Raw genomic sequence first — 20,337 nt, forward strand, 5'->3', positions numbered from 1 at the left:
GGAGATAGACATGAGTCAGGTTGCCGTTGTCATTGGTGGGGGACAAACCTTAGGCGAGTTCCTCTGCCGTGGGCTTGCCGCTGAGGGTTACCGCGTGGCGGTAGTGGATATTCAGAGTGAAAAGGCCGCCCGCGTGGCGGACACCATCAACACCGAGTTTGGTGAAGGAATGGCGTACGGGTTTGGCGCCGACGCCACCAGCGAGCAGAGCGTGATGGCGCTCGCGCGCGGCGTGGACGACATTTTTGGGCGTACCGACCTGCTGGTTTACAGCGCCGGCATTGCGAAAGCGGCCTTTATCAGCGACTTCGAGCTGGGGGATTTTGACCGCTCGCTGCAGGTCAATCTGGTGGGCTATTTCCTCTGCGCCCGCGAGTTTTCCCGTCTGATGATCCGCGACGGCATTCAGGGGCGCATCATTCAGATCAACTCAAAATCGGGGAAAGTGGGCAGCAAGCACAACTCCGGCTACAGCGCGGCGAAGTTTGGCGGCGTGGGGCTGACGCAGTCTCTGGCGCTGGATCTGGCCGAATACGGCATTACCGTCCACTCGCTGATGCTGGGCAATCTGCTGAAATCGCCGATGTTCCAGTCCCTGCTGCCGCAGTACGCCACCAAGCTCGGTATTAAAGCGGAAGAAGTGGAGCAGTACTACATCGATAAAGTGCCGCTCAAGCGCGGGTGCGACTATCAGGACGTGCTGAACATGCTGCTGTTTTACGCTAGCCCGAAAGCCTCGTACTGCACCGGACAGTCGATTAACGTCACCGGTGGGCAGGTGATGTTCTGAGTTCATTCCCCGGTGGCGCTGCGCTTACCGGGGCAACAATCCTCGTAGGCCGGGTAAGGCGCAGCCGCCACCCGGCAATTAAGGAGCCGATATGGTCACCGCACTCATTACCGTCGCCGCCCTCGCCTGGATCTGCCAGATGGCGTTTGGCGGCTGGCAAATCCATCGGTTTAACCGCGCGTTTGACGCCCTGTGCCAGAAAGGCCGCGTGGGCGTCGGGCGTTCCGGTGGACGTTTCAAGCCGCGGGTCGTCGTGGCTGTTGCGCTGGATGAAAACAACAAGGTCTGCGATTCCCTCATCATGCGCGGCATGACCGTCTTTGCCCGTCCGGTGAAAATCCAGGCAATCAACGGCATTTCGCTGCAGGAATTGCAGCCCGATGTGATCTTTCCCCATGATCCACTTTGTCAGAATGCACTATCATTAGCGCTTAATCTGAAACATGGATAATTTCGTTGTGAAAGATATAGACTTGCGAAATTATCATTTCGCAACCTAAGGAACGAAGCGCCTATGAAACCTCGTCAGCGGCAGGCGGCCATTCTTGAGCATCTGCAAAAACAGGGAAAATGCTCGGTGGAGGATCTGGCCCACTACTTTGACACCACCGGCACGACGATACGCAAGGACCTAGTGTTGCTCGAAAACTCTGGCGCCGTCATTCGAACCTACGGCGGCGTGGTGCTCAATAAAGACGAAGCGGACCCGCCTATCGACCACAAAACGCTGATCAACACCCACCAGAAAGCGCTGATTGCCGAAGCCGCCGTAAAATTTATCCACGATGGAGACTCCATCATTCTGGATGCCGGCAGTACTGTCCTGCAGATGATCCCCCTGCTCAGCCGCTTTAACAACATCACGGTGATGACCAACAGCCTGCACATCGTCAACGCCCTGTCGGAGAACGACAGCGAGCAGACCATCCTGATGCCCGGCGGCACCTTCCGTAAAAAATCCGCGTCGTTCCACGGGCAGCTGGCGGAGAACGCCTTCGACCACTTCAGCTTCGATAAACTGTTTATGGGTACCGACGGCATCGACCTGAACGCGGGCGTCACGACGTTTAACGAGGTGTTCAGCGTCAGTAAAGCCATGTGCAACGCCGCGCGGGAAGTGATTCTGATGGCGGACTCGTCGAAGTTTGGCCGTAAAAGCCCCAACATTGTCTGTAGCCTGGAGAGCGTCGACAAGCTGATTACCGACGCGGGTATCGATCCGGCGTTCAAAAAAGCGCTGGAAGAGAAAGGCATCGACGTGATCGTAACCGGAGAGAGAGATGAGTGATTTTCTGTTAGAAACGGGCCGCCAGACGCTAATGCTGGAGCTGCAGGAAGCCAGCCGCCTGCCGGAACGTCTGGGCGAGGATTTTGTCCGCGCGGCCAACACCATTATCCACTGCGAAGGCAAAGTGATCGTGGCGGGCATCGGTAAATCCGGCCACATCGGCAAAAAGATTGCCGCGACGCTGGCCAGCACCGGCACCCCGGCGTTCTTCGTGCACCCTGCCGAAGCGCTGCACGGCGATCTGGGAATGATTGAAAGCCGCGACGTGATGCTGTTTATCTCCTACTCCGGTTCGGCGAAAGAGCTGGACCTGATTATTCCACGTCTGCAGGAAAAATCGGTCGCCCTGCTGGCGATGACCGGGAAATCCCGCTCGCCCCTGGCGCTGGCCGCCAAAGCGACGCTGGATATTTCCGTTGAGCGTGAAGCCTGTCCGATGCACCTCGCCCCCACCTCCAGCACCGTGAATACCCTGATGATGGGCGACGCGCTGGCGATGGCGGTAATGCAGGCGCGCGGGTTTAACGAAGAAGATTTCGCCCGCTCGCATCCGGCGGGGGCGCTCGGGGCGCGCCTGCTCAACAAGGTCCACCACCTGATGCGCACAGAAGATGCGATTCCACAGGTCAAGCTCAATACCAGCGTCATGGACGCGATGCTGGAGCTGAGCCGTACCGGTCTGGGGCTGGTGGCGGTGTGCGATGACGACGGATACGTCAAAGGCGTGTTCACCGACGGCGACCTGCGCCGCTGGCTGGTGGGCGGCGGTAAGCTGGAAACAGACGTGTCGGACGCCATGACCCAGGGCGGGCTGACGCTGAACGCCGAGAGCCGCGCCATTGAAGCCAAAGAGGTGCTGATGAAGCGCAAAATCACCGCCGCACCGGTGGTGGATGACGCCGGCAGGCTGTGCGGCGCCATCAACCTGCAGGATTTCTATCAGGCCGGGATTATCTAACCCTTCAGCCCGAGACGCTTCGCCAGCCGGTGCAGGTTGGCGACGTCCATCTCCAGCGCCCGGGCGCACGCCGCCCAGTTGCGGTTGTTCTGCTCCAGCGCGCGGGTAATCATCTGACGCTGAAACGCCTCTGTCGCGTCACGCAGATTTTCATTCGCTCTCTCTGGTACAGCCTGCGCAATAGACGCAATTTCATCATGCTGCGCAAAATGCCGGGCATGTATAACCACTTCATCACCCGAACGCGTCGCTCGCGCCAGCACCACCGCGCGGTGAATCGCGTGTTCCAGCTCGCGCACGTTGCCCGGCCAGCCGTAGCTCAGCAGATGCGATCTCGCCCCCGGGCTTAACACCACGCGGGAAAGCCCCATCCTGAGACGGCACTGCTCGCAGAAATAACCCGCCAGCAGCACCACGTCGTCCCCGCGCTCGCGCAGCGGCGGCACGGTAAGCGGAAACACGCTCAGGCGGTGGAACAGGTCGGCGCGGAACTGCCCGGCCAGCACCGCTTCACGCAGGTCGCGGTTCGTCGCCGCCAGCACGCGAACGTCCACTCTGTGACTGCGGTCATCCCCCACGCGCTGGATATCGCCGTACTGTAATACGCGCAGAAGTTTGGCCTGGAGCGACAGAGAGAGCTCACCTATTTCATCCAGAAACAGCGTGCCGTTATCGGCCATTTCGAACTTGCCGCTGCGGTTGCTGATGGCGCCGGTAAACGCCCCTTTGACGTGGCCAAACAATTCGCTTTCCGCCACGCTTTCCGGCAGCGCGGCGCAGTTGAGGTACACCAGCGGACTGACCGCGCGCGGCGACGCTTCGTGAATCGACTTCGCCACCAGCTCCTTGCCGGTGCCGGTCTCCCCGAAGATCAGCACGTTCAAATCGGACGCGGCAACAATCTCAATCTCTTTTTTGAGCTGCGCCATGCCCGGCGAGAGGCCAATCATCTCCGTGTGCGTCACCTGCTCAAACGCCGCCGGGCTGCCGGGAGAAATATTCTGACTCTCCAGCTGTTCAATCAGCAGCGCATTGTTCAGCGCCCCGGCGGCCAGGGCGGCAATCAGGCGAAGCTCCTCATCGCTGAAGGTATCGAACTGGTCCGGCGACAGGCCGTCGAGGGTCAGCGCCCCAATCAGATTCTGCCCTGCAAACAGCGGCAAGCCAATACAGGCGTGCACCTTCAGGCTCTCCTGGCCTGGAATCAGCCCGTCGTACGGGTCGGGCAGATCGCTGTCCGCCGGGAAACGCACCACGTCACCCGCGCGGGCGATAGTTTCCAGACGCGGATGGCCTTCAAGGGTAAAGCGCCGCCCGAGCACGTCCTTCGCCAGGCCGTCGATGGCCAGGGGAATAAACTGCCGCCCCTCGTAACGCAGCAGCGCCGAGGCGTCGCACGCCAGCACGTGGCGCAGCGTGGAGATCAGCCGCTGGAAGCGGTCCTGATGACCAATACCGGTTTGCAGTTCAATGGCGATTTTCGCCAGCACGTCTACGGAAAAGCTCATCTCTGCCTCGCTGTCATTTTGACAATGCATGTTGTCATAGTGACACTATTTTTAATAGTCATAATGACTACCCATTTCGGATCGTCAAAGCATTAACCTATAAAAATCAATAGATTAAAAGTTGGCACGCGGCTTGATATAAGCAAACCATCCTATTTGAAAACGCGATATTACGCTGAGGTTTGCTATGTCTATTCTGGTTAAAAATAACATTCATTGGGTTGGTCAACGTGACTGGGAAGTGCGCGATTTCCACGGGACGGAATATAAAACGCTGCGCGGCAGCAGCTACAACAGCTATCTCATTCGTGAAGGTAAAAATGTGCTGATCGATACCGTCGATCACAAGTTCAGCCGCGAGTTCGTGCAGAACCTGCGCAGCGAAATCGATCTGAACGCCATCGACTATATCATCATCAACCACGCGGAGGAGGATCACGCCGGGGCCCTGACCGAGCTGATGTCGTATATTCCGGACACTCCGATCTACTGCACCACCAACGCCATCGACTCGATCAACGGCCACCACCACCATCCGGAGTGGAACTTCCACACCGTGAAAACGGGCGACGCGCTGGATATCGGCAACGGCAAGCAGCTGATCTTCGTGGAAACGCCGATGCTGCACTGGCCGGACAGCATGATGACCTACATGACCGGCGACGCGGTGCTGTTCAGCAACGACGCCTTTGGCCAGCACTACTGCGATGAACGTCTGTTCAACGACGAGGTGGATCAGACCGAGCTGTTCGAACAGTGCCAGCGCTACTACGCCAACATCCTCACCCCGTTCAGCCGTCTGGTCACGCCTAAAATCACCGAGATCCTCGGCTTTAACCTGCCGGTGGAGATGATTGCCACCTCCCACGGCGTGGTGTGGCGTGAAAACCCCACCCAGATCGTGGAGCTGTACCTGAAGTGGGCGGCGGATTATCAGGAAGATCGCATCACGATCTTCTACGACACCATGTCCAACAACACCCGCATGATGGCGGACGCCATTGCCCAGGGCATCAACGAAGTGGATCCGAACGTGGCGGTGAAAATCTTCAACGTGGCGCGCAGCGATAAAAACGAGATCCTCACCAACGTCTTCCGCTCCAAGGGCGTGCTGGTAGGCACCTCCACCATGAACAACGTGATGATGCCGAAGATTGCCGGCCTGGTCGAAGAGATGACCGGCCTGCGTTTTCGCAACAAGCGCGCCAGCGCCTTTGGCTCCCACGGCTGGAGCGGCGGCGCGGTCGACCGCCTTTCCACCCGTTTACAGGATGCAGGGTTTGAGATGTCGATGAGCCTGAAGGCGAAATGGCGTCCTGATCTTGACGCGCTGGAAATCTGCCGCCAGCACGGTCGCGACATTGCCCGTCAGTGGGCGCTCGCACCGCTGCCGGAAACCGCCCCCGCCGCGGCGGTTGCGCCGGAAGCCGTAGCTGAAGCCGCCGCTGCCGACCTCGGTCCTTGCATGCAGTGCAGCGTGTGCCAGTGGATTTACGATCCGGAACGGGGCGAGCCGCTGCAGGATGTCGCTCCGGGCACGCCGTGGAGCGAGGTGCCGGACACCTTCCTCTGCCCGGAATGTTCCCTCGGGAAAGACGTCTTTGATGAACTGGCAACGGAGGCAAAATGAGCCACGGTATCGTCATTATCGGCTCGGGCTTTGCCGCCCGCCAGCTGGTGAAAAATATCCGCAAGCAGGACGCTAACGTGCCGCTGACGCTGATCGCCGCCGACAGCATGGACGAGTACAACAAGCCTGATTTAAGCCACGTCATTAGCCAGAACCAGCGCGCCGACGATCTCACCCGCCAGACGGCGGGGGCGTTCGCAGAACAGTTTAACCTGCGTCTGTTTCCGTACACCTGGGTCACCGATATCGACGCCAACGCCCGTCTGGTGAAAGCGAAAGATAAAACCTGGCAGTACGACAAGCTGGTGCTGGCCACGGGTGCCTCTACGTTTGTGCCGCCGGTTGAGGGCCGCGAGCTGATGGTCACGCTCAACAGCCAGCAGGCGTATCAGGCCAGCGAAACGGAGCTTCGCGACGCCACGCGGGTGATGATTGTCGGCGGCGGGCTGATCGGTACCGAGCTGGCGATGGACTTCTGCCGGGCGGGAAAATCCGTGACCCTGGTCGACCACGCGGCGAGCATTCTGTCAGCGCTGATGCCCGCGGAAGTGAGCAGTCGCTTACAGCATCGTCTGACCGACATGGGCGTCCATCTGCTGCTGAAATCGCAGCTGCAGAGCCTGAGCAAAACCGGCAGCGGCCTACGTGCAACGCTCGACCGCAGCCGCAGCGTGGAGGTGGATGTGGTGATTGCGGCGACAGGGCTGCGCCCGGAAACGGCGCTGGCGCATCGCGCAGGGGCCGAAATCAACCGCGGCGTGAAGGTTAACAGCTACCTGCAAACCACGCAGCCGGACATGTATGCCCTGGGCGACTGCGCGGAAATTAACGGCCAGGTGCTGCCGTTCCTGCAGCCGATTCAGTTAAGCGCCATGTGCCTGGCGAAAAACCTGCTCGGGGGCAACGCTCCGGTGAAATTACCCGCCATGCTGGTCAAAGTGAAAACGCCGGAATTACCGCTGCATCTCGCAGGCGAAACGCAGCGTCAGGATCTGGACTGGCAGATTGCCCTTTCGCCGCAGGGCATGGTGGCGCGCGGCACCGATACCGACGGTCAGATGCGCGCCTTTGTCGTCAGTGAGGACAGGATGAAGGAGGCCTTCGCCCTGCTGAAATCGCTCCCTGCTTAACCCTCCTGTTGCCGGGTGGCGCTCCGCTTACCCGGCCTACATGCAGACCCGTAAAAGCGTAGCGCCACCGGACTGGGTCGTTCAGGAACGTACCACCAGCGCGTCGTAGCCGCGCCAGCGGTAATTCGCCATGGAGATCAGCCAGCAGGCGACAAACAGACCCACGACGACAAACCCGGCGTTACCCAGATTGTCGTTTACCGCGCCAATCAGATCCCAGAGGCCGCCGCTGAGGGCAAATTTATCCATCAGCAGACCCAGCGCTTCCAGCCCGCCGATAAACAGCGCCACCACCACGGAGGTGCCGGTGATGGTCATGTTGTAGTAAAGCTTGCGCTGCGGTTTGTTAAACGCCCAGCCGTAGGCACCCACCATCAGCAGGTTGTCGAGGGTATCCACCAGCGCCATGCCGCTGGCGAAGAGTGCCGGGAAGATCATGATTGACCACACCGACATTCCGCTGGACGCGCTGGCGGCAGAGATCCCCAGCACGCCGATCTCGGTGGCCGTATCAAAGCCGAGACCAAACAGGAAACCGACCAGGTACATCTGCCAGCTTTTATTGACGAGGCGGAAGGTCTTGCCAAACAGCCAGTTCATCACCCCGCCCTGAGCAGGTAGCGTGATGTCGTCCTGCACCGGCCTGCCGCGTTTTAGCGCCTGAAAATTGCGCCAGACGCCGCGCAGGATCACCATATTCACCAGCGCCATCGCCAGCAGGAAGGTCGCGGAAACGGCGGTGCCAATCAGGCTGCCGGTTTCGTGGAACCACGCCATGTTCTTCTGAAACGCCGTGGCGGTAGCGGCGATGGCAATGGAGGCCAGCACCACGATGGTGGAGTGGCCCAGCGAGAACCACGCCCCCACGCCGGACGGGCGTTTGCCCTGCTGCATCATCTTACGCGTCACGGTATCAATGGCGGCAATGTGGTCAGCGTCCACCGCATGACGCAGTCCGTAGCACCACGCCAGCAGGCTTGCCGCCATCAGCGCCGTGCTGCCGCTAAAGGTGTGCCATGCCCATCCCCAGGCCAGCAGGTTTGCCATTACCAGAGCCAGCAGCAGAAGCGCGGCGCGAGGTTCATTGCGTAACAGTCGTAACATTTTAAGTCCTTTGTAAACATGACCGGGCTGCGGCGACCACCGCCTGCCCGAAGGAGATCGCTCCGTCACCTGCGGGCAGGCGCGAAGGAAAAAGAAGCGTAAAATCAGAAAGATAATGACGCAGACGCGCGCGCAGCAGACGGTTGTGCAATACCCCGCCGCTGAGGCAGATTGTCGACAGCGACAGGCGCCGGGCGTGAAACGCGGCGAGCTCCGCCAGCCCTTTTGCCAGCGCGTCGTGAAACGCCCAGGCGCGCGCGCAGGGCTCCGCCTGCCAGCTCAGCCACTGCTGCCAGAAAAGCGCGAGGTTATCCACTATCAGCGTCACCGGATGGTCGACACCCGCGCACTGCGATGCCAGGGCTTCCAGCCGGCAGGCGGCCTCTCCTTCCCAGGATTGGGTTTCGATACCCAGCGCGCAGGCGACTGCATCAAACAGGCGACCGCAGGACGAGGCCCGCGGCGCGTTGAGGCCACGCTGGATCGCCGTCGCCAGCAGCGGCCAGTTCTGGCGCTGTACCGCGTGGGTTTCCGGGTACTGCTGCCAGTCAGGCACAAACGCCAGCGAGTGGGCGAGCAGATTGCGCCACGGCTGCCGCGCCGCCAGATCGCCGCCCGGCAGCGCAACGGCAGGCAGGCCACCCAGATGCGCGTATTCGAGATAGCTGACCCGCAGACACTCTCCGCCCCACAGCGCGCCGTTTTCCCCCATGCCGATCCCGTCCAGCGTCAGGGCGATAACGTCTCCGCCCTCGCGCGGCCAGCCGTTTTCGGCCAGGCACGCCGCCGCGTGAGCGTGATGGTGGTGTACCTCTTCAAGGGGCAACGCCTGCGCCTGCGCCCACTGGCGAGCGCGGTATCCCGGATGGGCATCGCACACCACGCGCGTCGGCTGAAAGGCGTAAATGTCCTGCATCACCGACAGCGCGGAACGCCACTGCGCTTCCACACCCTCGTCACCGAGATCGCCAAAATGCTGGCTCAGCACCGCCTGGTTCCCACGCACCAGGCAGAAGGTGTTTTTCATCTCCGCCCCGGTGCACAGCATGGCGGGGATATTGTCGAACCCGGCAGGCAGCGTGACGGCATCGGGCACAAAGCCGCGCGCGCGACGCACCATCGCACCGTCCCGATCCATTACCGAATCGTCCATCCGCTGCAGGATATCGCGGTTATGCAGCAGGAAGCCGTCCGCGATGCCGCTGAGCTCATCCAGCGCCTGGCGGTTGGTGACGGCAGGCGGTCTGCCGCTGAGGTTGCCGGAGGTCATCACCAGCGGGCGCTGACAGTCCCTCATCAGAAGATGCTGCAGCGGGTTCGCAGGAAGCATGATGCCCACGGTATCCAGACCGGGCGCGATACCTTCCGGGAAGGCGGGCAGCCGGGCTTTTGGCGTGAGCACAATGGGTGCGGCGGGTGAGCGTAGCAGCGCCTGAACCGTATCCGGCAGGTCATCCGCATGCGGGATCATTACCGCCAGCGGCTTCGACGGGCGCTGCTTGCGTGACCGAAGCGTCGCGACCGCCTGCGGGTTACGCGCATCGCAGACGAGGTGAAAGCCGCCCAGCCCTTTAACCGCGACAATACCGCCGCTTTTCAGCATCGCTACCGCCGCGCGCAGCGCAGCCTCGCTGTCAGCGGTCATGTCGCCCGCACGCCACGCCAGCGCGGGTCCGCAGTCCGGGCAGGCGACCGGCTGGGCGTGAAAACGGCGGTCGGCAGGATTGCGGTACTCGGCTTCACACGGCTCGCAGAGCGGGTACGGCGCCATTGCCGTGGCCGGACGGTCATAGGGCATCGCGCGGATAATGGTAAACCGCGGCCCGCAGTGGGTGCAGTTGATAAACGGATAGCGATAGCGGCGTTCGCGTGGGTCGCCCATCTCAGCCAGACACGCCGGACAGGTCGCGGCATCGGGGACAATCTGGGTGTCCATCGTCCCGGCCCCGCTGTGGCGGATGGTAAAGTCCTCCGGCACGTGCGCCCAGGTAAACGGCTGCGTTTCCACGCGATCAATGCGTGCCAGCGGCGGGCAGTCCTGATGCAGCCTCGCGGTAAAGGCCCCCCCATTACCCGCGAGGCGCACCAGCACGCCCTCTCCGTCATTGCAGACGTCACCGGTCAGCTGAAGCGCCTGCGCCAGCTGCCAGACGAAGGGACGAAACCCCACGCCCTGCACCTTGCCGCGCACCCGCAGCTGAACGCCGTTGCTGCTCATACGGTTCAGAACAGCAGTGATGACGAGGTGTCGAACGCCGCGCGACGGCGCTTTTCGGCGCTCATCTGCTCAAGCTTGTCGCGATCCACGCATACCAGCGCGTGCGTCGGGCAGGCTTCCATACAGGCCGGGCCGGCCTCACGGTGGTAACACAGGTCGCACTTGTTGGCTTCGGCTTTCTCCGCCCGCACGCTCAGCCCCATGCCGCTGTTGCGCACCACCGGACGGACCACCACCTCCATCGCGCCATACGGGCAGGCAACCACGCAGGTTTTGCAGCCAATGCAGCGCTCCTGCATCACGTGCACAAAGCCTTTCTCGCGTTTAATCGCCCCGTTCGGGCAGACGTTCGCGCACGGAGCGTCTTCGCACTGGCGACAGATGGCGGCGGTGGAGATATTCACGCCTTTGATGACGTGGATGCGCGGCAGGAAGGTGTCAGGGGTGAGGGACGCACAGTTCTGCTCCGCCTGATGGGAAACCACGCACGCCACTTCACAGGTACGGCAACCAATACACTTACTGGCATCGGCCATAATAAAACGGTTCATCTGCTTCTCCAGCATTACAGTTATGCGCGGAGATATTCATAAACCGTGCCAATAATTAACACATTGATTTTATGGGAATTTTAAAATCACAGCGGCGCTGTCATCGTCACTTATGACGATGACAGCTGTCGACATCAGCGGTGTGGGCCGTCAATAACCGAGTCGCGCAGGACAAGCTCGCCGGAGAAGGTTTGCTGATATTTAAACTCGCCGCCGTCGAGCATGAAGATCAGGCGGCTGATGGTCTCCTGAATCATCTCCGTTACCGGAATGCGTACGCTGGAGAGCGACGGCACGATGTAGGGCGCGATGGCCACATCGTCGAAACCGATCACCGACACCGCGTCCGGCGTGGCCACGCCGCTGTCGTGCAGCTGCTTCAGGGCACCGATGGCCATATCGTCATTGCTCGCCACCAGCGCCGTAAAGCGCTCACCGCGCGCAAGCAGGTCGGACACCGCCGCCGCGCCGCTGGCGGGGTTCCACTTCCCCTGCGCGATCAGACCCTCGCGCAGCGGAATACCGTGCTGCGCCAGCGCATCCTTGTAGCCGGAGAGACGCTCGACCCCGGTGGGGGAATCCATCGAGCCGGTGATAAAGGCGATCTCCCGATGCCCTTTCGCAATTAGCTGTGACACCGCGTCCTGGCTGGAGGCTTTATGATCGGACCAGACGCTGTGGCTGCTGTTTTTCCGCAGGCGGCGGTTGAGCACCATAATGGGCTGCTCGCACTTCTCGACGATCGCATCCATCTCATCCACGCTCAGAAAACGCGGATAGATGATCACCGCGTCGCAGCGCATATCCAGCAGATACTGGATCGCCTCGCGCTCCTCATCGGCGCTGTGCTTGCCGTCCGCGAGGATCAGCTGCCGCCCTTTTTCTTCCGTCATCCGCGCGGCGTGAAACAGCAGTTCGCTAAAGTAGACGCCGTGATAAAGGGTGTTCGTCACCACCAGGCCCAGCGTCTGGGTGCGTTTGGTCGCCAGGTTGCGCGCCAGCAAATTTGGGCGATAGCCGCTCTCTTCAATGGCCTGAAACACCCGGTCTTTGGTCTCCTGGCTGACGTAGCCATTACCCGACAGCACCCGGGACACCGTCGCTTTCGAAACGCCTGCCCGCTTCGCCACTTCCAGCATCGTGGTCATGTTTTTTTTCCATCCGAAACTCATGCGGGCAGTGTACTGCACTGCAGAAAAATTGTCGCAGCGGCGACATCACGCTTTCGGCACCTCATTGCGACATTCATCACGAAACGAAAAAATGGTCAAAAAGCGATCTTGTTTCATTCATAAAAACTCATGATGATTATGTGGAACCGGTTTCCTACATTTCACACAACGATAACAGGATCACATCCGATGGCCAAAAATTACGCTGCGCTGGCGAACGACGTTATCAGCGCGCTGGGCGGCAAAGAGAACATCGTCGCCGTCACCCACTGCATGACGCGACTGCGTTTCGTTCTGAAAGACGAAACCCTCACCGACGCCGCGCGCCTGAAAAGCATCAGCGGCGTGCTCGGCGTGGTGCGTAACGACAACCAGTGCCAGGTGATTATTGGCAATACCGTCTCTCAGGCGTACCGCGAGGTGGTAAGCCTGCTGCCCGCTGACCTGCAGCCCGCGGTGCCGGAAGGCCCGCAAAAGCTGACGTTACGCCGCATTGGCGCCGGGATCCTCGACGCGCTGATCGGCACCATGTCCCCGCTGATCCCGGCGATCATCGGCGGCTCGATGGTCAAGCTGCTGGCGATGATCCTCGAGATGACCGGCGTGCTGCCCAAAGGCGCACCGACGCTCACCATTTTGACCGTCATCGGCGACGGCGCGTTCTTCTTCCTGCCGCTGATGGTGGCGGCCTCGGCGGCGGTGAAATTCAAAACCAACATGTCGCTGGCGATAGCCATTGCGGGCGTGCTGGTGCACCCGAGCTTTATCGAGCTGATGGCGAAAGCCGCGCAGGGCGAGCACGTTGAGTTCGCCTTTATCCCGGTGACGGCGGTGAAATACACCTACACCGTCATCCCCGCGCTGGTGATGACCTGGTGCCTGTCGTACATCGAACGCTGGGTGGATCGCATCACCCCGGCGGTGACGAAAAACTTCCTCAAGCCGATGCTGATCGTGCTGATTGCCGCCCCGCTCGCCATCGTGCTGATTGGCCCGCTGGGGATCTGGATCGGTAGCGCCATCTCCGCGCTGGTCTACACCATTCACGGCTACCTGGGCTGGCTCTCCGTGGCGATCATGGGCGCATTGTGGCCGCTGCTGGTGATGACCGGGATGCACCGCGTCTTTACGCCGACCATCATTCAGACCATTGCCGAAACGGGCAAGGAAGGGATGGTGATGCCGTCGGAAATTGGCGCCAACCTGTCGCTCGGCGGTTCGTCGCTGGCGGTGGCGTGGAAAACGAAAAACCCGGAGCTGCGCCAGACGGCGCTGGCGGCGGCGGCCTCCGCCATCATGGCGGGGATCTCTGAACCGGCCCTGTACGGCGTCGCGATCCGTCTGAAACGCCCGCTGATTGCCAGCCTGATCAGCGGCTTTATCTGCGGCGCGGTGGCGGGCATAGCCGGTCTTGCCAGCCATTCGATGGCGGCACCGGGGCTGTTCACCAGCGTGCAGTTCTTCGACCCGGCCAACCCGATGACCATCGTCTGGGTGTTTGGCGTGATGGGTCTGGCAGTGGTGCTGTCGTTTATTCTGACCCTGATACTGGGCTTTGAGGATATTCCGGTCGAAGACGAGGCTGAAAAAGCGCGCGCCCTGCAGACCGCACCGGTACAGAACAACGCAGCAAAAGCATAAATTGAAAGCGAGGTAAGAATGTCTGTTTTTCCACAAGGATTTTTATGGGGCGGCGCGCTTGCCGCCAACCAGAGCGAAGGGGCTTACCGTGAAGGCGGCAAAGGGCTGACGACGGTCGATATGATCCCCCACGGCGCGAATCGCCTGGCAGTGAAGCTCGGTAAGGAAAAGCGTTTCTCGCTGCGTGACGACGAGTTCTACCCGAGCCACGAGGCGATTGATTTTTACCATCGCTATAAAGAGGACATCGCCCTGATGGCGGAGATGGGCTTTACGGTGTTCCGCACCTCGATCGCCTGGAGCCGCCTCTATCCGAACGGCGACGAGCCGCTGCCGAACAAAGAAGGCATTGCCTTTTACCGCGCGGTGTTCGAGGAGTGCAAAAAGTACAACATCGAGCCGCTGGTGACCCTCTGCCACTTTGACGTGCCGATGCACCTGGTGACGGAGTACGGCTCCTGGCGCAACCGCAAGATGGTCGATTTCTTCGCCCGCTACGCCCGCACCTGCTTCGAAGAATTTAACGGGCTGGTGAAATACTGGCTGACCTTCAACGAAATCAACATCATGCTGCACAGCCCGTTCTCCGGGGCGGGACTGGTGTTTGAGGAAGGCGAAAACGAAGACCAGGTGAAATACCAGGCCGCGCACCACGAGCTGGTGGCGAGCGCGCTGGCGACCAAAATTGCCCACGAGGTAAACCCGGAAAACCAGGTGGGCTGCATGCTGGCGGGCGGTAACTTCTACCCCTACTCCTGCAAGCCGGAAGACGTATGGATGGCGCTGGAGAAAGACCGCGAGAACCTGTTCTTTATCGACGTGCAGGCACGCGGAAGCTACCCGGCCTACTCTGCCCGCGTGTTCCGCGAGAAAGGCGTCGTGATTGTGAAAGATCCGGGCGATGACGAACTGCTGAAAAATACCGTCGACTTTGTGTCGTTTAGCTACTACGCCTCGCGCTGCGCCTCGGCGGACATGAACGCGGGCAACACCAGCGCGGCGAACATCGTGAAGTCCCTGCGCAACCCGCACATCCAGGTGAGCGAATGGGGCTGGGGTATCGACCCGCTCGGGCTGCGCATCACCATGAACATGATGTACGACCGCTACCAGAAGCCGCTGTTCCTGGTGGAAAACGGCCTGGGAGCGAAAGATGTCGTTGATGAAAACGGCGAGATCAACGACGACTACCGCATTAGCTACCTGCGCGAGCACATCCGCGCAATGGGCGATGCGATTGAGGACGGCGTGCCGCTGATGGGCTACACCACCTGGGGCTGCATTGACCTGGTCTCGGCCTCGACGGGGGAGATGAGCAAGCGTTACGGGTTTGTATACGTCGACCGCGACGACGCCGGGAACGGCACGCTGGAACGGAAACGCAAGAAATCGTTCGGATGGTATAAGAAGGTGATTGCGAGTAACGGGGCGGATCTCGAGTAGCCTTTTTTGCCGGGTGGCGGCTTCGCCTTACCGGGCCTACAAAACCGTAGGCCCGGTAAGCGTAGCGCCACCGGGCGCTGCTCAGAGCTGAGAAAACCCTCCGTTCCCAACCCATCCCGCTAGCCGTGAATACACCACGTCCACCGCCTCTTTCACCGGCGGCGTCATCGGGTAATAAAACCCGACAATGTCCGGCTGAATGCCCAAAAACAGCACCTCGCCCACGTCACCTTTGATCTGATCCACGAGGTAGTTCAGCGGCATATTGTGGGTGGTCATCATAAACATCTCGGCGATGTCGTCCGGGTCAATCAGACGGATCTCGCCGGGGTTGAGCCCCATATCGGTGGCATCGACGATTAACAGCCTGTCCGGGCGCAGCTCGCGAATGGCCACCACGTCGTTTTCCGGCGCGCTGCCGCCGTCAATCACCACCCAACTGCCCTGCGGGTTGGCGGCACACATCTCTGCGAGCAGCGGACCCGCGCCGTCGTCGCCCATCATGCTGTTGCCGACACACAGTAAAACGTCAGTCACGTAATCTCCTCACCATCAGGTAGATGGCGCTCTCCTGATGAATATCATGCAGCATGCCGAGCAGCGTTTTGCTCCACGCCTGCTGCTCCGGGGTTTGTCTGCCCAGCGCCGCGTCAAAGGCGTTGGCGAGCATGGCAATGTGGTTCGCATCGATCACGATCTCGCCGTACTTCGGCACGCCTTCCATTTTGCGCCGCGCCGTACTGCCCTCCTCCAGCGTGGCAATCCACGCCAGGTATTCCGGCCAGGGGCAGCTCAGCGCGGCCTCCAGGCAGTCAATCACCCCGAGGTGATGCCCAATCGCCAGGCTGTAATAGACCACCTGCTGCGCCGCATCCGGCGTGGCATCGTTCTCATCAATAAACTTACGGCTCAGCTGGCTGAACACCACCGTTTCACTCATCGGATACGCGCCTCATCGACGATGCTGTTCAGGTTCGCCACAATCTCATTGAGGCGCGGATCGTTTTCCGCCTCCAGCCAGCGTGCGACCTGGTGGTCACCCTGGCTCAGCAGGCGCAGATAGTCGTCGGCAATCTGGCGCCCGTAGCGGTACCCCGCCAGCCTGCGCGCCGTGCGGTCAACCTTCACCCGCAGCGGCTGCACCATGTCCGGGTGCAGAATGGCGGCCGGCTGGTTGTCGAGTTCGCCCGGCTCGCGGGCGTGGATTTTCTGCTCCAGCAGGCCGAGCGCCATCGCGAAGCCGTACAGCGTGGCGGCGGGCGTCGGCGGGCAGCCCGGGATGTAGACGTCCACCGGCACGATTTTGTCGGTGCCGCCCCAGACGCAGTAGAGGTCATGGAAGATGCCGCCGCTGTTGCCGCAGGCGCCGTACGAAATGCAAATTTTCGGGTCCGGCGCGGACTGCCAGGCGCGCAGCGCGGGCGAGCGCATGGCGCGGGTGACTGCCCCGGTGAACAGCAGGATGTCCGCATGACGCGGGGACGGCACCACCTTGATGCCGAAGCGCTCGGCGTCAAACAGCGGCGACAGCGTAGCAAAGATCTCAATCTCGCAGCCGTTGCAGCCGCCGCAGTCCACGCGGTAGACGTAGGCCGAGCGTTTGATTTTTTTCAGCAGCGACGCCTTCATGCTGGCGATGGATTCATCCACCGTCATCGGCACCGGAATGCCGTTTGCGTCGCGCGGGCCCAGTAGGTTTTCCATCAGCTGGCCTCTCTCATGTGGCGGGTGATATCAATGCGGTCGGACGGCAGCAGGCACTTCTGTCGCTTGCACGCCGGACAGGTTTCGAAGCTTTCGCGGTGGTATTCCGCGCGCGCGTCGCCGTTGTGCTGCAGCAGCGCGATGGCGTAATCGATCTCTTTTTGCACGGCGAACGGGCGCTGGCAGACCCGGCAGTGGCACAGGTCAAAGCGCGACTGCTGCAGGAAATCCTCTTTCTTCCACACCGCCAGCTCGTACTCCTGCGACAGGCGAATGGCGACCGTCGGGCAGACCTCCTCGCAGCGGCCGCAGAAGATGCAGCGTCCAAGGTTAAACTGCCAGGCCAGCTCGCCGGTTTTGAGATCCGTTTCCACCGTTAAGGCGTTCGACGGGCAGGCGTTGACGCAGGCCGCGCAGCCGATGCACTGCTGCGGGTTGTGCTCCGGCTTGCCGCGAAAGTTTTTGTCGACCGGCATCGGCTCCAGCGGATAGCGGCTGGTCTGCGTGCCGGTTTTGATCACTTTTTTGATAAAGGTAAACATGACGAATCCTTATTTCAGCGGCGAGTTCTTACGCTCGATGCTGTAGCGCTCAAGCTCTTTGTACGGCACCACCTGGCTTTTCTTCTTGCGCACGTCCACAACGGTCATGCGGTCGGTGCAGGAGTAGCACGGGTCGAGGCTGCCGATGATCAGCGGCGCGTCGGAGACCGTGTTGCCGCGCAGCATATAGCGCAGGGTTGGCCAGTTGGCGTAGGTCGCCGCACGGCAGCGCCAGCGGTAGAGCTTCTGGTTGTCGCCGGTCATGCTCCAGTGGATGTCGTCCCCGCGCGGCGCTTCGGCAAAGCCGAGGGCAAAGCGGTTTGGAATGTAGGTGAAGCCCTCCACCATCAGCGGGCCGCCCGGCAGGTTGTCCAGACCAAAGTCGATCATGTTCAGCGCGGTGAACACCTCGTTGATGCGCACCTTCAGGCGGGAAATGACGTCGCAGCCCTGCTCGCTGTGCACGGTCATCGGCAGCAGGCCGTAGCCGACGAACGGGTGATCGGCGCGGGTGTCGCGGGCGTGGCCGCTGGCGCGCACCATCGGGCCGACGTTGCTGAAGTCGCGGGCGATTTCCGGGTCAAGACGGCCGATGCCCACGGTGCGCTGCTCGATGTTGGGCGTGCTGAGCAGCATATCCACCAGCTCCTGCACGTCGCGGCGCATCTGCTGCGCCAGCTGGCGGGTCTGGATCATGTCGTTTTTCAGCAGGTCGCGGCGGATCCCGCCGATCAGGTTCAGGCCGTAGGTTTTGCGCGCCCCGGTGAGGATCTCCGCCATCTTCATCGACGCTTCGCGCACGCGGAAGAACTGCATAAACCCGGAGTCAAAGCCGACGAAGTGGCAGGCCAGGCCGAGGTTCAGCAGGTGCGAGTGCAGGCGCTCCACCTCCAGCAGGATGGCGCGGATCATCTGCGCGCGTTCCGGCACCACGATCCCCATGCCGTTCTCTACCGAGGTGGTGTAGGCGGTGCTGTGGGCGAAGCCGCAGATGCCGCACACGCGGTCAGAAAGAAACGTCACTTCGTTGTAGCCCATGCGGGTCTCCGCCAGCTTCTCCATGCCGCGGTGGACGTAGAACAGGCGGTAGTCGGCGTCGATAATGTTTTCGCCGTCAACGAACAGGCGGAAGTGGCCCGGTTCGTCAGAGGTGACGTGCAGCGGGCCGATCGGCACCACGTTATTCTTCTTGCTGCCCAGCTCGTTGATGAACTCGTAGGTTTCGCTGTCGGTAGTCGGCGCCGGGCGCTGGCGGTAGTCCATGCTGTCCTTACGCAGCGGATAGAGCTCGTCAGGCCAGTCGTCCGGCAGCACCAGACGGCGCTCGTCCGGCAGGCCAACCGGCACCAGGCCATACATATCGCGCACTTCGCGCTCACCCCAGACGGCGGCGGGCACGCGCGGCGTGACGGACGGGTATTCCGGTTTATTCGGGTCGACCTCGACGCGCACGGTGATCCAGCACTTCTCGCCCTGCTCCATCGACATCACGTAGTACACCGCGTAACTGCCGCACAGCTGGCGCTCGTCGTTACCGAACAGCACCGACAGCCAGCCGCCCTGCTGGTAGTAGAGAAACTCCACCACTTCCGGCAGATAGTTCACCTTAATGGTGACGGTGATCTGGTCTTTGGTTTGCCAGGACTCCTCCAGCACCACGCCCGGGAAAGCCTGATGCAACGCGGCGAGATACTGCTGACCTTTCTTTTCTTCAGACATAAATACTCTCTTTAATCACGCCACCAGCAAGGAGACGAACGCTAAAAATGCAAAACCAAACCCGGCCCAGGTGATGCGGGACGTTTCCACAAAACGCAGGCGCGCCATGCTGTTTTCGAACAGGCCAATCACCAGCACGCCGACCAGCAGCTTGAGGGCGGCAACCACGACGGCCAGCAGCAGACCGCCCGCGGAGAAGTGCGTCATCTGCCCCCACGGGAAGAAGACGCCGACAAACATCTGCAGCACCACCAGCTGTTTGAGGCTGATGCCCCACTTCAGCACCGCAAAGCCGTAGCCGCTATATTCGGTGAGCGGCCCTTCCTGCAGCTCCTGCTCGGCTTCGGCCAGATCGAACGGCAGCTTGCCCATCTCGATAAACGTGGCGAACGCGCAGGCGCACAGCGCCAGCACCAGCGGAAGGGAGCGGGCAACCGGCCAGTGGTAAACGGTGTCGGTGATAAAGCTGATGTGCGTGGAACCCGCAACCTGCGCGGCGACCCACAGCCCCAGCAGCAGGATCGGCTCAACCAGCACGCCGAGCATTGCCTCGCGGCTGGCACCGATGCCGGTAAACGGGCTACCGGTGTCCAGGCCCGCAATCGCAAAGAAGAAGCGGGCGATGGCGAAGAGGTAGATAAGGGTAATCAGATCGCCAAGCACGGGCAGGGGCGAAGCCACCGTCACCACCGGCAGCGCGGTGGCGACGGTGAGCATCACGCCCACCATCACAAACGGCGTCAGGCGGAAGACCCAGCCTGCGGCATCCGGGGCCACGCTCTGGCGAGAAAGCAGCTTGAAGAGATCGCGGTACTCCTGCAGTATGCCAGGCCCGCGACGGTTGTGCATCCGGGCACGCGCCACGCGCGTGATGCCCGACAGCAGCGGCGCGGCGGCGAACAGCACCAGCGCCTGAAGAATTGCCAGTAACAGACTCAT

19 protein-coding genes are annotated in these 20,337 nt (G+C 61.2%); 8 read left to right on the forward strand and 11 right to left on the reverse strand.

Annotation, left to right across the window (positions count from 1 at the left end; translation table 11 throughout):
- Positions 1 to 10: 10 nt before the first annotated feature.
- From srlD to gutQ, 4 genes are all read left to right on the forward strand, one after another.
- On the forward strand, positions 11 to 790 hold the full coding sequence (gene srlD, locus ACEPLT_RS17680; RefSeq protein WP_008499555.1) for a sorbitol-6-phosphate dehydrogenase: 780 nt from the start codon (positions 11 to 13) through the stop codon (positions 788 to 790).
- 91 nt (positions 791 to 881) lie between these two features.
- Positions 882 to 1,241: a transcriptional regulator GutM gene (gutM, locus tag ACEPLT_RS17685; RefSeq protein WP_032653148.1), complete on the forward strand. Its 360-nt coding sequence runs from the start codon at positions 882 to 884 to the stop codon at positions 1,239 to 1,241.
- A 63-nt stretch (positions 1,242 to 1,304) separates the two neighbouring features.
- A complete protein-coding gene (srlR, locus tag ACEPLT_RS17690) occupies positions 1,305 to 2,078 on the forward strand; it encodes a glucitol operon DNA-binding transcriptional repressor SrlR (protein WP_023615561.1) in 774 nt (257 codons plus the stop codon).
- On the forward strand, positions 2,071 to 3,036 hold the full coding sequence (gutQ, locus tag ACEPLT_RS17695; protein ID WP_032675395.1) for an arabinose-5-phosphate isomerase GutQ: 966 nt from the start codon (positions 2,071 to 2,073) through the stop codon (positions 3,034 to 3,036). The genes srlR and gutQ overlap by 8 nt, the downstream gene beginning before the upstream one ends.
- Here gutQ and norR read toward each other — a convergent pair.
- Positions 3,033 to 4,544 (reverse strand): nitric oxide reductase transcriptional regulator NorR, encoded by a 1,512-nt coding sequence (norR, locus tag ACEPLT_RS17700; RefSeq protein WP_032675396.1) that lies wholly within the window; start codon positions 4,542 to 4,544, stop codon positions 3,033 to 3,035. The genes gutQ and norR overlap by 4 nt on opposite strands.
- A gap of 187 nt (positions 4,545 to 4,731) precedes the next feature.
- Between norR and norV the strand changes: the two genes are divergently transcribed.
- Together norV and norW are read left to right on the forward strand one after the other, a co-directional pair.
- Positions 4,732 to 6,174 (forward strand): anaerobic nitric oxide reductase flavorubredoxin, encoded by a 1,443-nt coding sequence (norV, locus tag ACEPLT_RS17705; protein WP_232927400.1) that lies wholly within the window; start codon positions 4,732 to 4,734, stop codon positions 6,172 to 6,174.
- Entirely contained in the window at positions 6,171 to 7,304 is a 1,134-nt protein-coding gene (gene norW, locus ACEPLT_RS17710; protein ID WP_032675400.1) for an NADH:flavorubredoxin reductase NorW, read from the forward strand. The genes norV and norW overlap by 4 nt, the downstream gene beginning before the upstream one ends.
- Before the next feature lie 81 nt (positions 7,305 to 7,385).
- Here the strand turns inward: norW and ACEPLT_RS17715 are convergent, their stop codons facing one another.
- The 4 genes from ACEPLT_RS17715 to ACEPLT_RS17730 all read right to left on the reverse strand — a co-directional run bounded on the left by ACEPLT_RS17715 (position 7,386) and on the right by ACEPLT_RS17730 (position 12,325).
- Positions 7,386 to 8,408, reverse strand: a complete 1,023-nt coding sequence (locus ACEPLT_RS17715; protein WP_023325958.1) for a HoxN/HupN/NixA family nickel/cobalt transporter — start codon at positions 8,406 to 8,408, stop codon at positions 7,386 to 7,388.
- A gap of 1 nt (position 8,409) precedes the next feature.
- Positions 8,410 to 10,626 (reverse strand): carbamoyltransferase HypF, encoded by a 2,217-nt coding sequence (gene hypF, locus ACEPLT_RS17720; protein ID WP_447088294.1) that lies wholly within the window; start codon positions 10,624 to 10,626, stop codon positions 8,410 to 8,412.
- 5 nt (positions 10,627 to 10,631) lie between these two features.
- Positions 10,632 to 11,177 carry an electron transport protein HydN gene (gene hydN, locus ACEPLT_RS17725; protein WP_032675402.1) on the reverse strand — a complete coding sequence of 182 codons (546 nt, stop codon included), beginning with the start codon at positions 11,175 to 11,177 and terminating at the stop codon, positions 10,632 to 10,634.
- Between the two features lie 134 nt (positions 11,178 to 11,311).
- Complete coding sequence (locus tag ACEPLT_RS17730; protein WP_023325960.1) at positions 11,312 to 12,325, reverse strand: LacI family DNA-binding transcriptional regulator; 1,014 nt, start codon at positions 12,323 to 12,325, stop codon at positions 11,312 to 11,314.
- 213 nt (positions 12,326 to 12,538) lie between these two features.
- Here ACEPLT_RS17730 and ascF point away from each other — a divergent pair, with 213 nt between their 5' ends.
- Both ascF and ACEPLT_RS17740 read left to right on the forward strand, forming a co-directional pair.
- Positions 12,539 to 13,990, forward strand: coding sequence for a PTS cellobiose/arbutin/salicin transporter subunit IIBC (ascF, locus tag ACEPLT_RS17735; protein ID WP_008499568.1), 1,452 nt, complete (start codon positions 12,539 to 12,541; stop codon positions 13,988 to 13,990).
- 18 nt (positions 13,991 to 14,008) lie between these two features.
- On the forward strand, positions 14,009 to 15,433 hold the full coding sequence (locus ACEPLT_RS17740; protein WP_021241941.1) for a 6-phospho-beta-glucosidase: 1,425 nt from the start codon (positions 14,009 to 14,011) through the stop codon (positions 15,431 to 15,433).
- An 81-nt stretch (positions 15,434 to 15,514) separates the two neighbouring features.
- On the opposite strand, the gene hycI is transcribed toward ACEPLT_RS17740, so the two are convergent.
- The 6 genes from hycI to ACEPLT_RS17770 are packed head-to-tail and all read right to left on the reverse strand — an operon-like array spanning position 15,515 to position 20,337.
- Positions 15,515 to 15,970, reverse strand: coding sequence for a hydrogenase maturation peptidase HycI (gene hycI, locus ACEPLT_RS17745; protein ID WP_048224568.1), 456 nt, complete (start codon positions 15,968 to 15,970; stop codon positions 15,515 to 15,517).
- Positions 15,963 to 16,373: a formate hydrogenlyase maturation HycH family protein gene (locus ACEPLT_RS17750; protein WP_023294422.1), complete on the reverse strand. Its 411-nt coding sequence runs from the start codon at positions 16,371 to 16,373 to the stop codon at positions 15,963 to 15,965. Before ACEPLT_RS17750 ends, hycI begins: the two co-directional genes overlap by 8 nt.
- Positions 16,370 to 17,137 (reverse strand): NADH-quinone oxidoreductase subunit B family protein, encoded by a 768-nt coding sequence (locus tag ACEPLT_RS17755; RefSeq protein WP_021241938.1) that lies wholly within the window; start codon positions 17,135 to 17,137, stop codon positions 16,370 to 16,372. The genes ACEPLT_RS17750 and ACEPLT_RS17755 overlap by 4 nt, the downstream gene beginning before the upstream one ends.
- Positions 17,137 to 17,679, reverse strand: a complete 543-nt coding sequence (locus tag ACEPLT_RS17760) for a formate hydrogenlyase complex iron-sulfur subunit (protein WP_139963024.1) — start codon at positions 17,677 to 17,679, stop codon at positions 17,137 to 17,139. Before ACEPLT_RS17760 ends, ACEPLT_RS17755 begins: the two co-directional genes overlap by 1 nt.
- Before the next feature lie 9 nt (positions 17,680 to 17,688).
- Entirely contained in the window at positions 17,689 to 19,398 is a 1,710-nt protein-coding gene (gene hycE, locus ACEPLT_RS17765; RefSeq protein ID WP_025912384.1) for a formate hydrogenlyase subunit HycE, read from the reverse strand.
- A 15-nt stretch (positions 19,399 to 19,413) separates the two neighbouring features.
- On the reverse strand, positions 19,414 to 20,337 hold the full coding sequence (locus ACEPLT_RS17770; RefSeq protein WP_447088295.1) for a respiratory chain complex I subunit 1 family protein: 924 nt from the start codon (positions 20,335 to 20,337) through the stop codon (positions 19,414 to 19,416).

The organism is Enterobacter sp. fkY84-1 (assembly GCF_052974705.1).

Excerpts from the sequence above, each read along its gene's own strand:
- srlD (WP_008499555.1), top strand. The coding sequence starts at position 11 with ATGAGTCAGGTTGCCGTTGTCATTGGTGGGGGACAAACCTTAGGCGAG.
- gutM (WP_032653148.1), top strand. The coding sequence starts at position 882 with ATGGTCACCGCACTCATTACCGTCGCCGCCCTCGCCTGGATCTGCCAG.
- srlR (WP_023615561.1), top strand. The coding sequence starts at position 1,305 with ATGAAACCTCGTCAGCGGCAGGCGGCCATTCTTGAGCATCTGCAAAAA.
- gutQ (WP_032675395.1), top strand. The coding sequence starts at position 2,071 with ATGAGTGATTTTCTGTTAGAAACGGGCCGCCAGACGCTAATGCTGGAG.
- norR (WP_032675396.1), bottom strand. The coding sequence starts at position 4,544 with ATGAGCTTTTCCGTAGACGTGCTGGCGAAAATCGCCATTGAACTGCAA.
- norV (WP_232927400.1), top strand. The coding sequence starts at position 4,732 with ATGTCTATTCTGGTTAAAAATAACATTCATTGGGTTGGTCAACGTGAC.
- norW (WP_032675400.1), top strand. The coding sequence starts at position 6,171 with ATGAGCCACGGTATCGTCATTATCGGCTCGGGCTTTGCCGCCCGCCAG.
- ACEPLT_RS17715 (WP_023325958.1), bottom strand. The coding sequence starts at position 8,408 with ATGTTACGACTGTTACGCAATGAACCTCGCGCCGCGCTTCTGCTGCTG.
- hypF (WP_447088294.1), bottom strand. The coding sequence starts at position 10,626 with ATGAGCAGCAACGGCGTTCAGCTGCGGGTGCGCGGCAAGGTGCAGGGC.
- hydN (WP_032675402.1), bottom strand. The coding sequence starts at position 11,177 with ATGAACCGTTTTATTATGGCCGATGCCAGTAAGTGTATTGGTTGCCGT.
- ACEPLT_RS17730 (WP_023325960.1), bottom strand. The coding sequence starts at position 12,325 with ATGACCACGATGCTGGAAGTGGCGAAGCGGGCAGGCGTTTCGAAAGCG.
- ascF (WP_008499568.1), top strand. The coding sequence starts at position 12,539 with ATGGCCAAAAATTACGCTGCGCTGGCGAACGACGTTATCAGCGCGCTG.
- ACEPLT_RS17740 (WP_021241941.1), top strand. The coding sequence starts at position 14,009 with ATGTCTGTTTTTCCACAAGGATTTTTATGGGGCGGCGCGCTTGCCGCC.
- ACEPLT_RS17750 (WP_023294422.1), bottom strand. The coding sequence starts at position 16,373 with ATGAGTGAAACGGTGGTGTTCAGCCAGCTGAGCCGTAAGTTTATTGAT.
- ACEPLT_RS17755 (WP_021241938.1), bottom strand. The coding sequence starts at position 17,137 with ATGGAAAACCTACTGGGCCCGCGCGACGCAAACGGCATTCCGGTGCCG.
- ACEPLT_RS17760 (WP_139963024.1), bottom strand. The coding sequence starts at position 17,679 with ATGTTTACCTTTATCAAAAAAGTGATCAAAACCGGCACGCAGACCAGC.
- hycE (WP_025912384.1), bottom strand. The coding sequence starts at position 19,398 with ATGTCTGAAGAAAAGAAAGGTCAGCAGTATCTCGCCGCGTTGCATCAG.
- ACEPLT_RS17770 (WP_447088295.1), bottom strand. The coding sequence starts at position 20,337 with ATGAGTCTGTTACTGGCAATTCTTCAGGCGCTGGTGCTGTTCGCCGCC.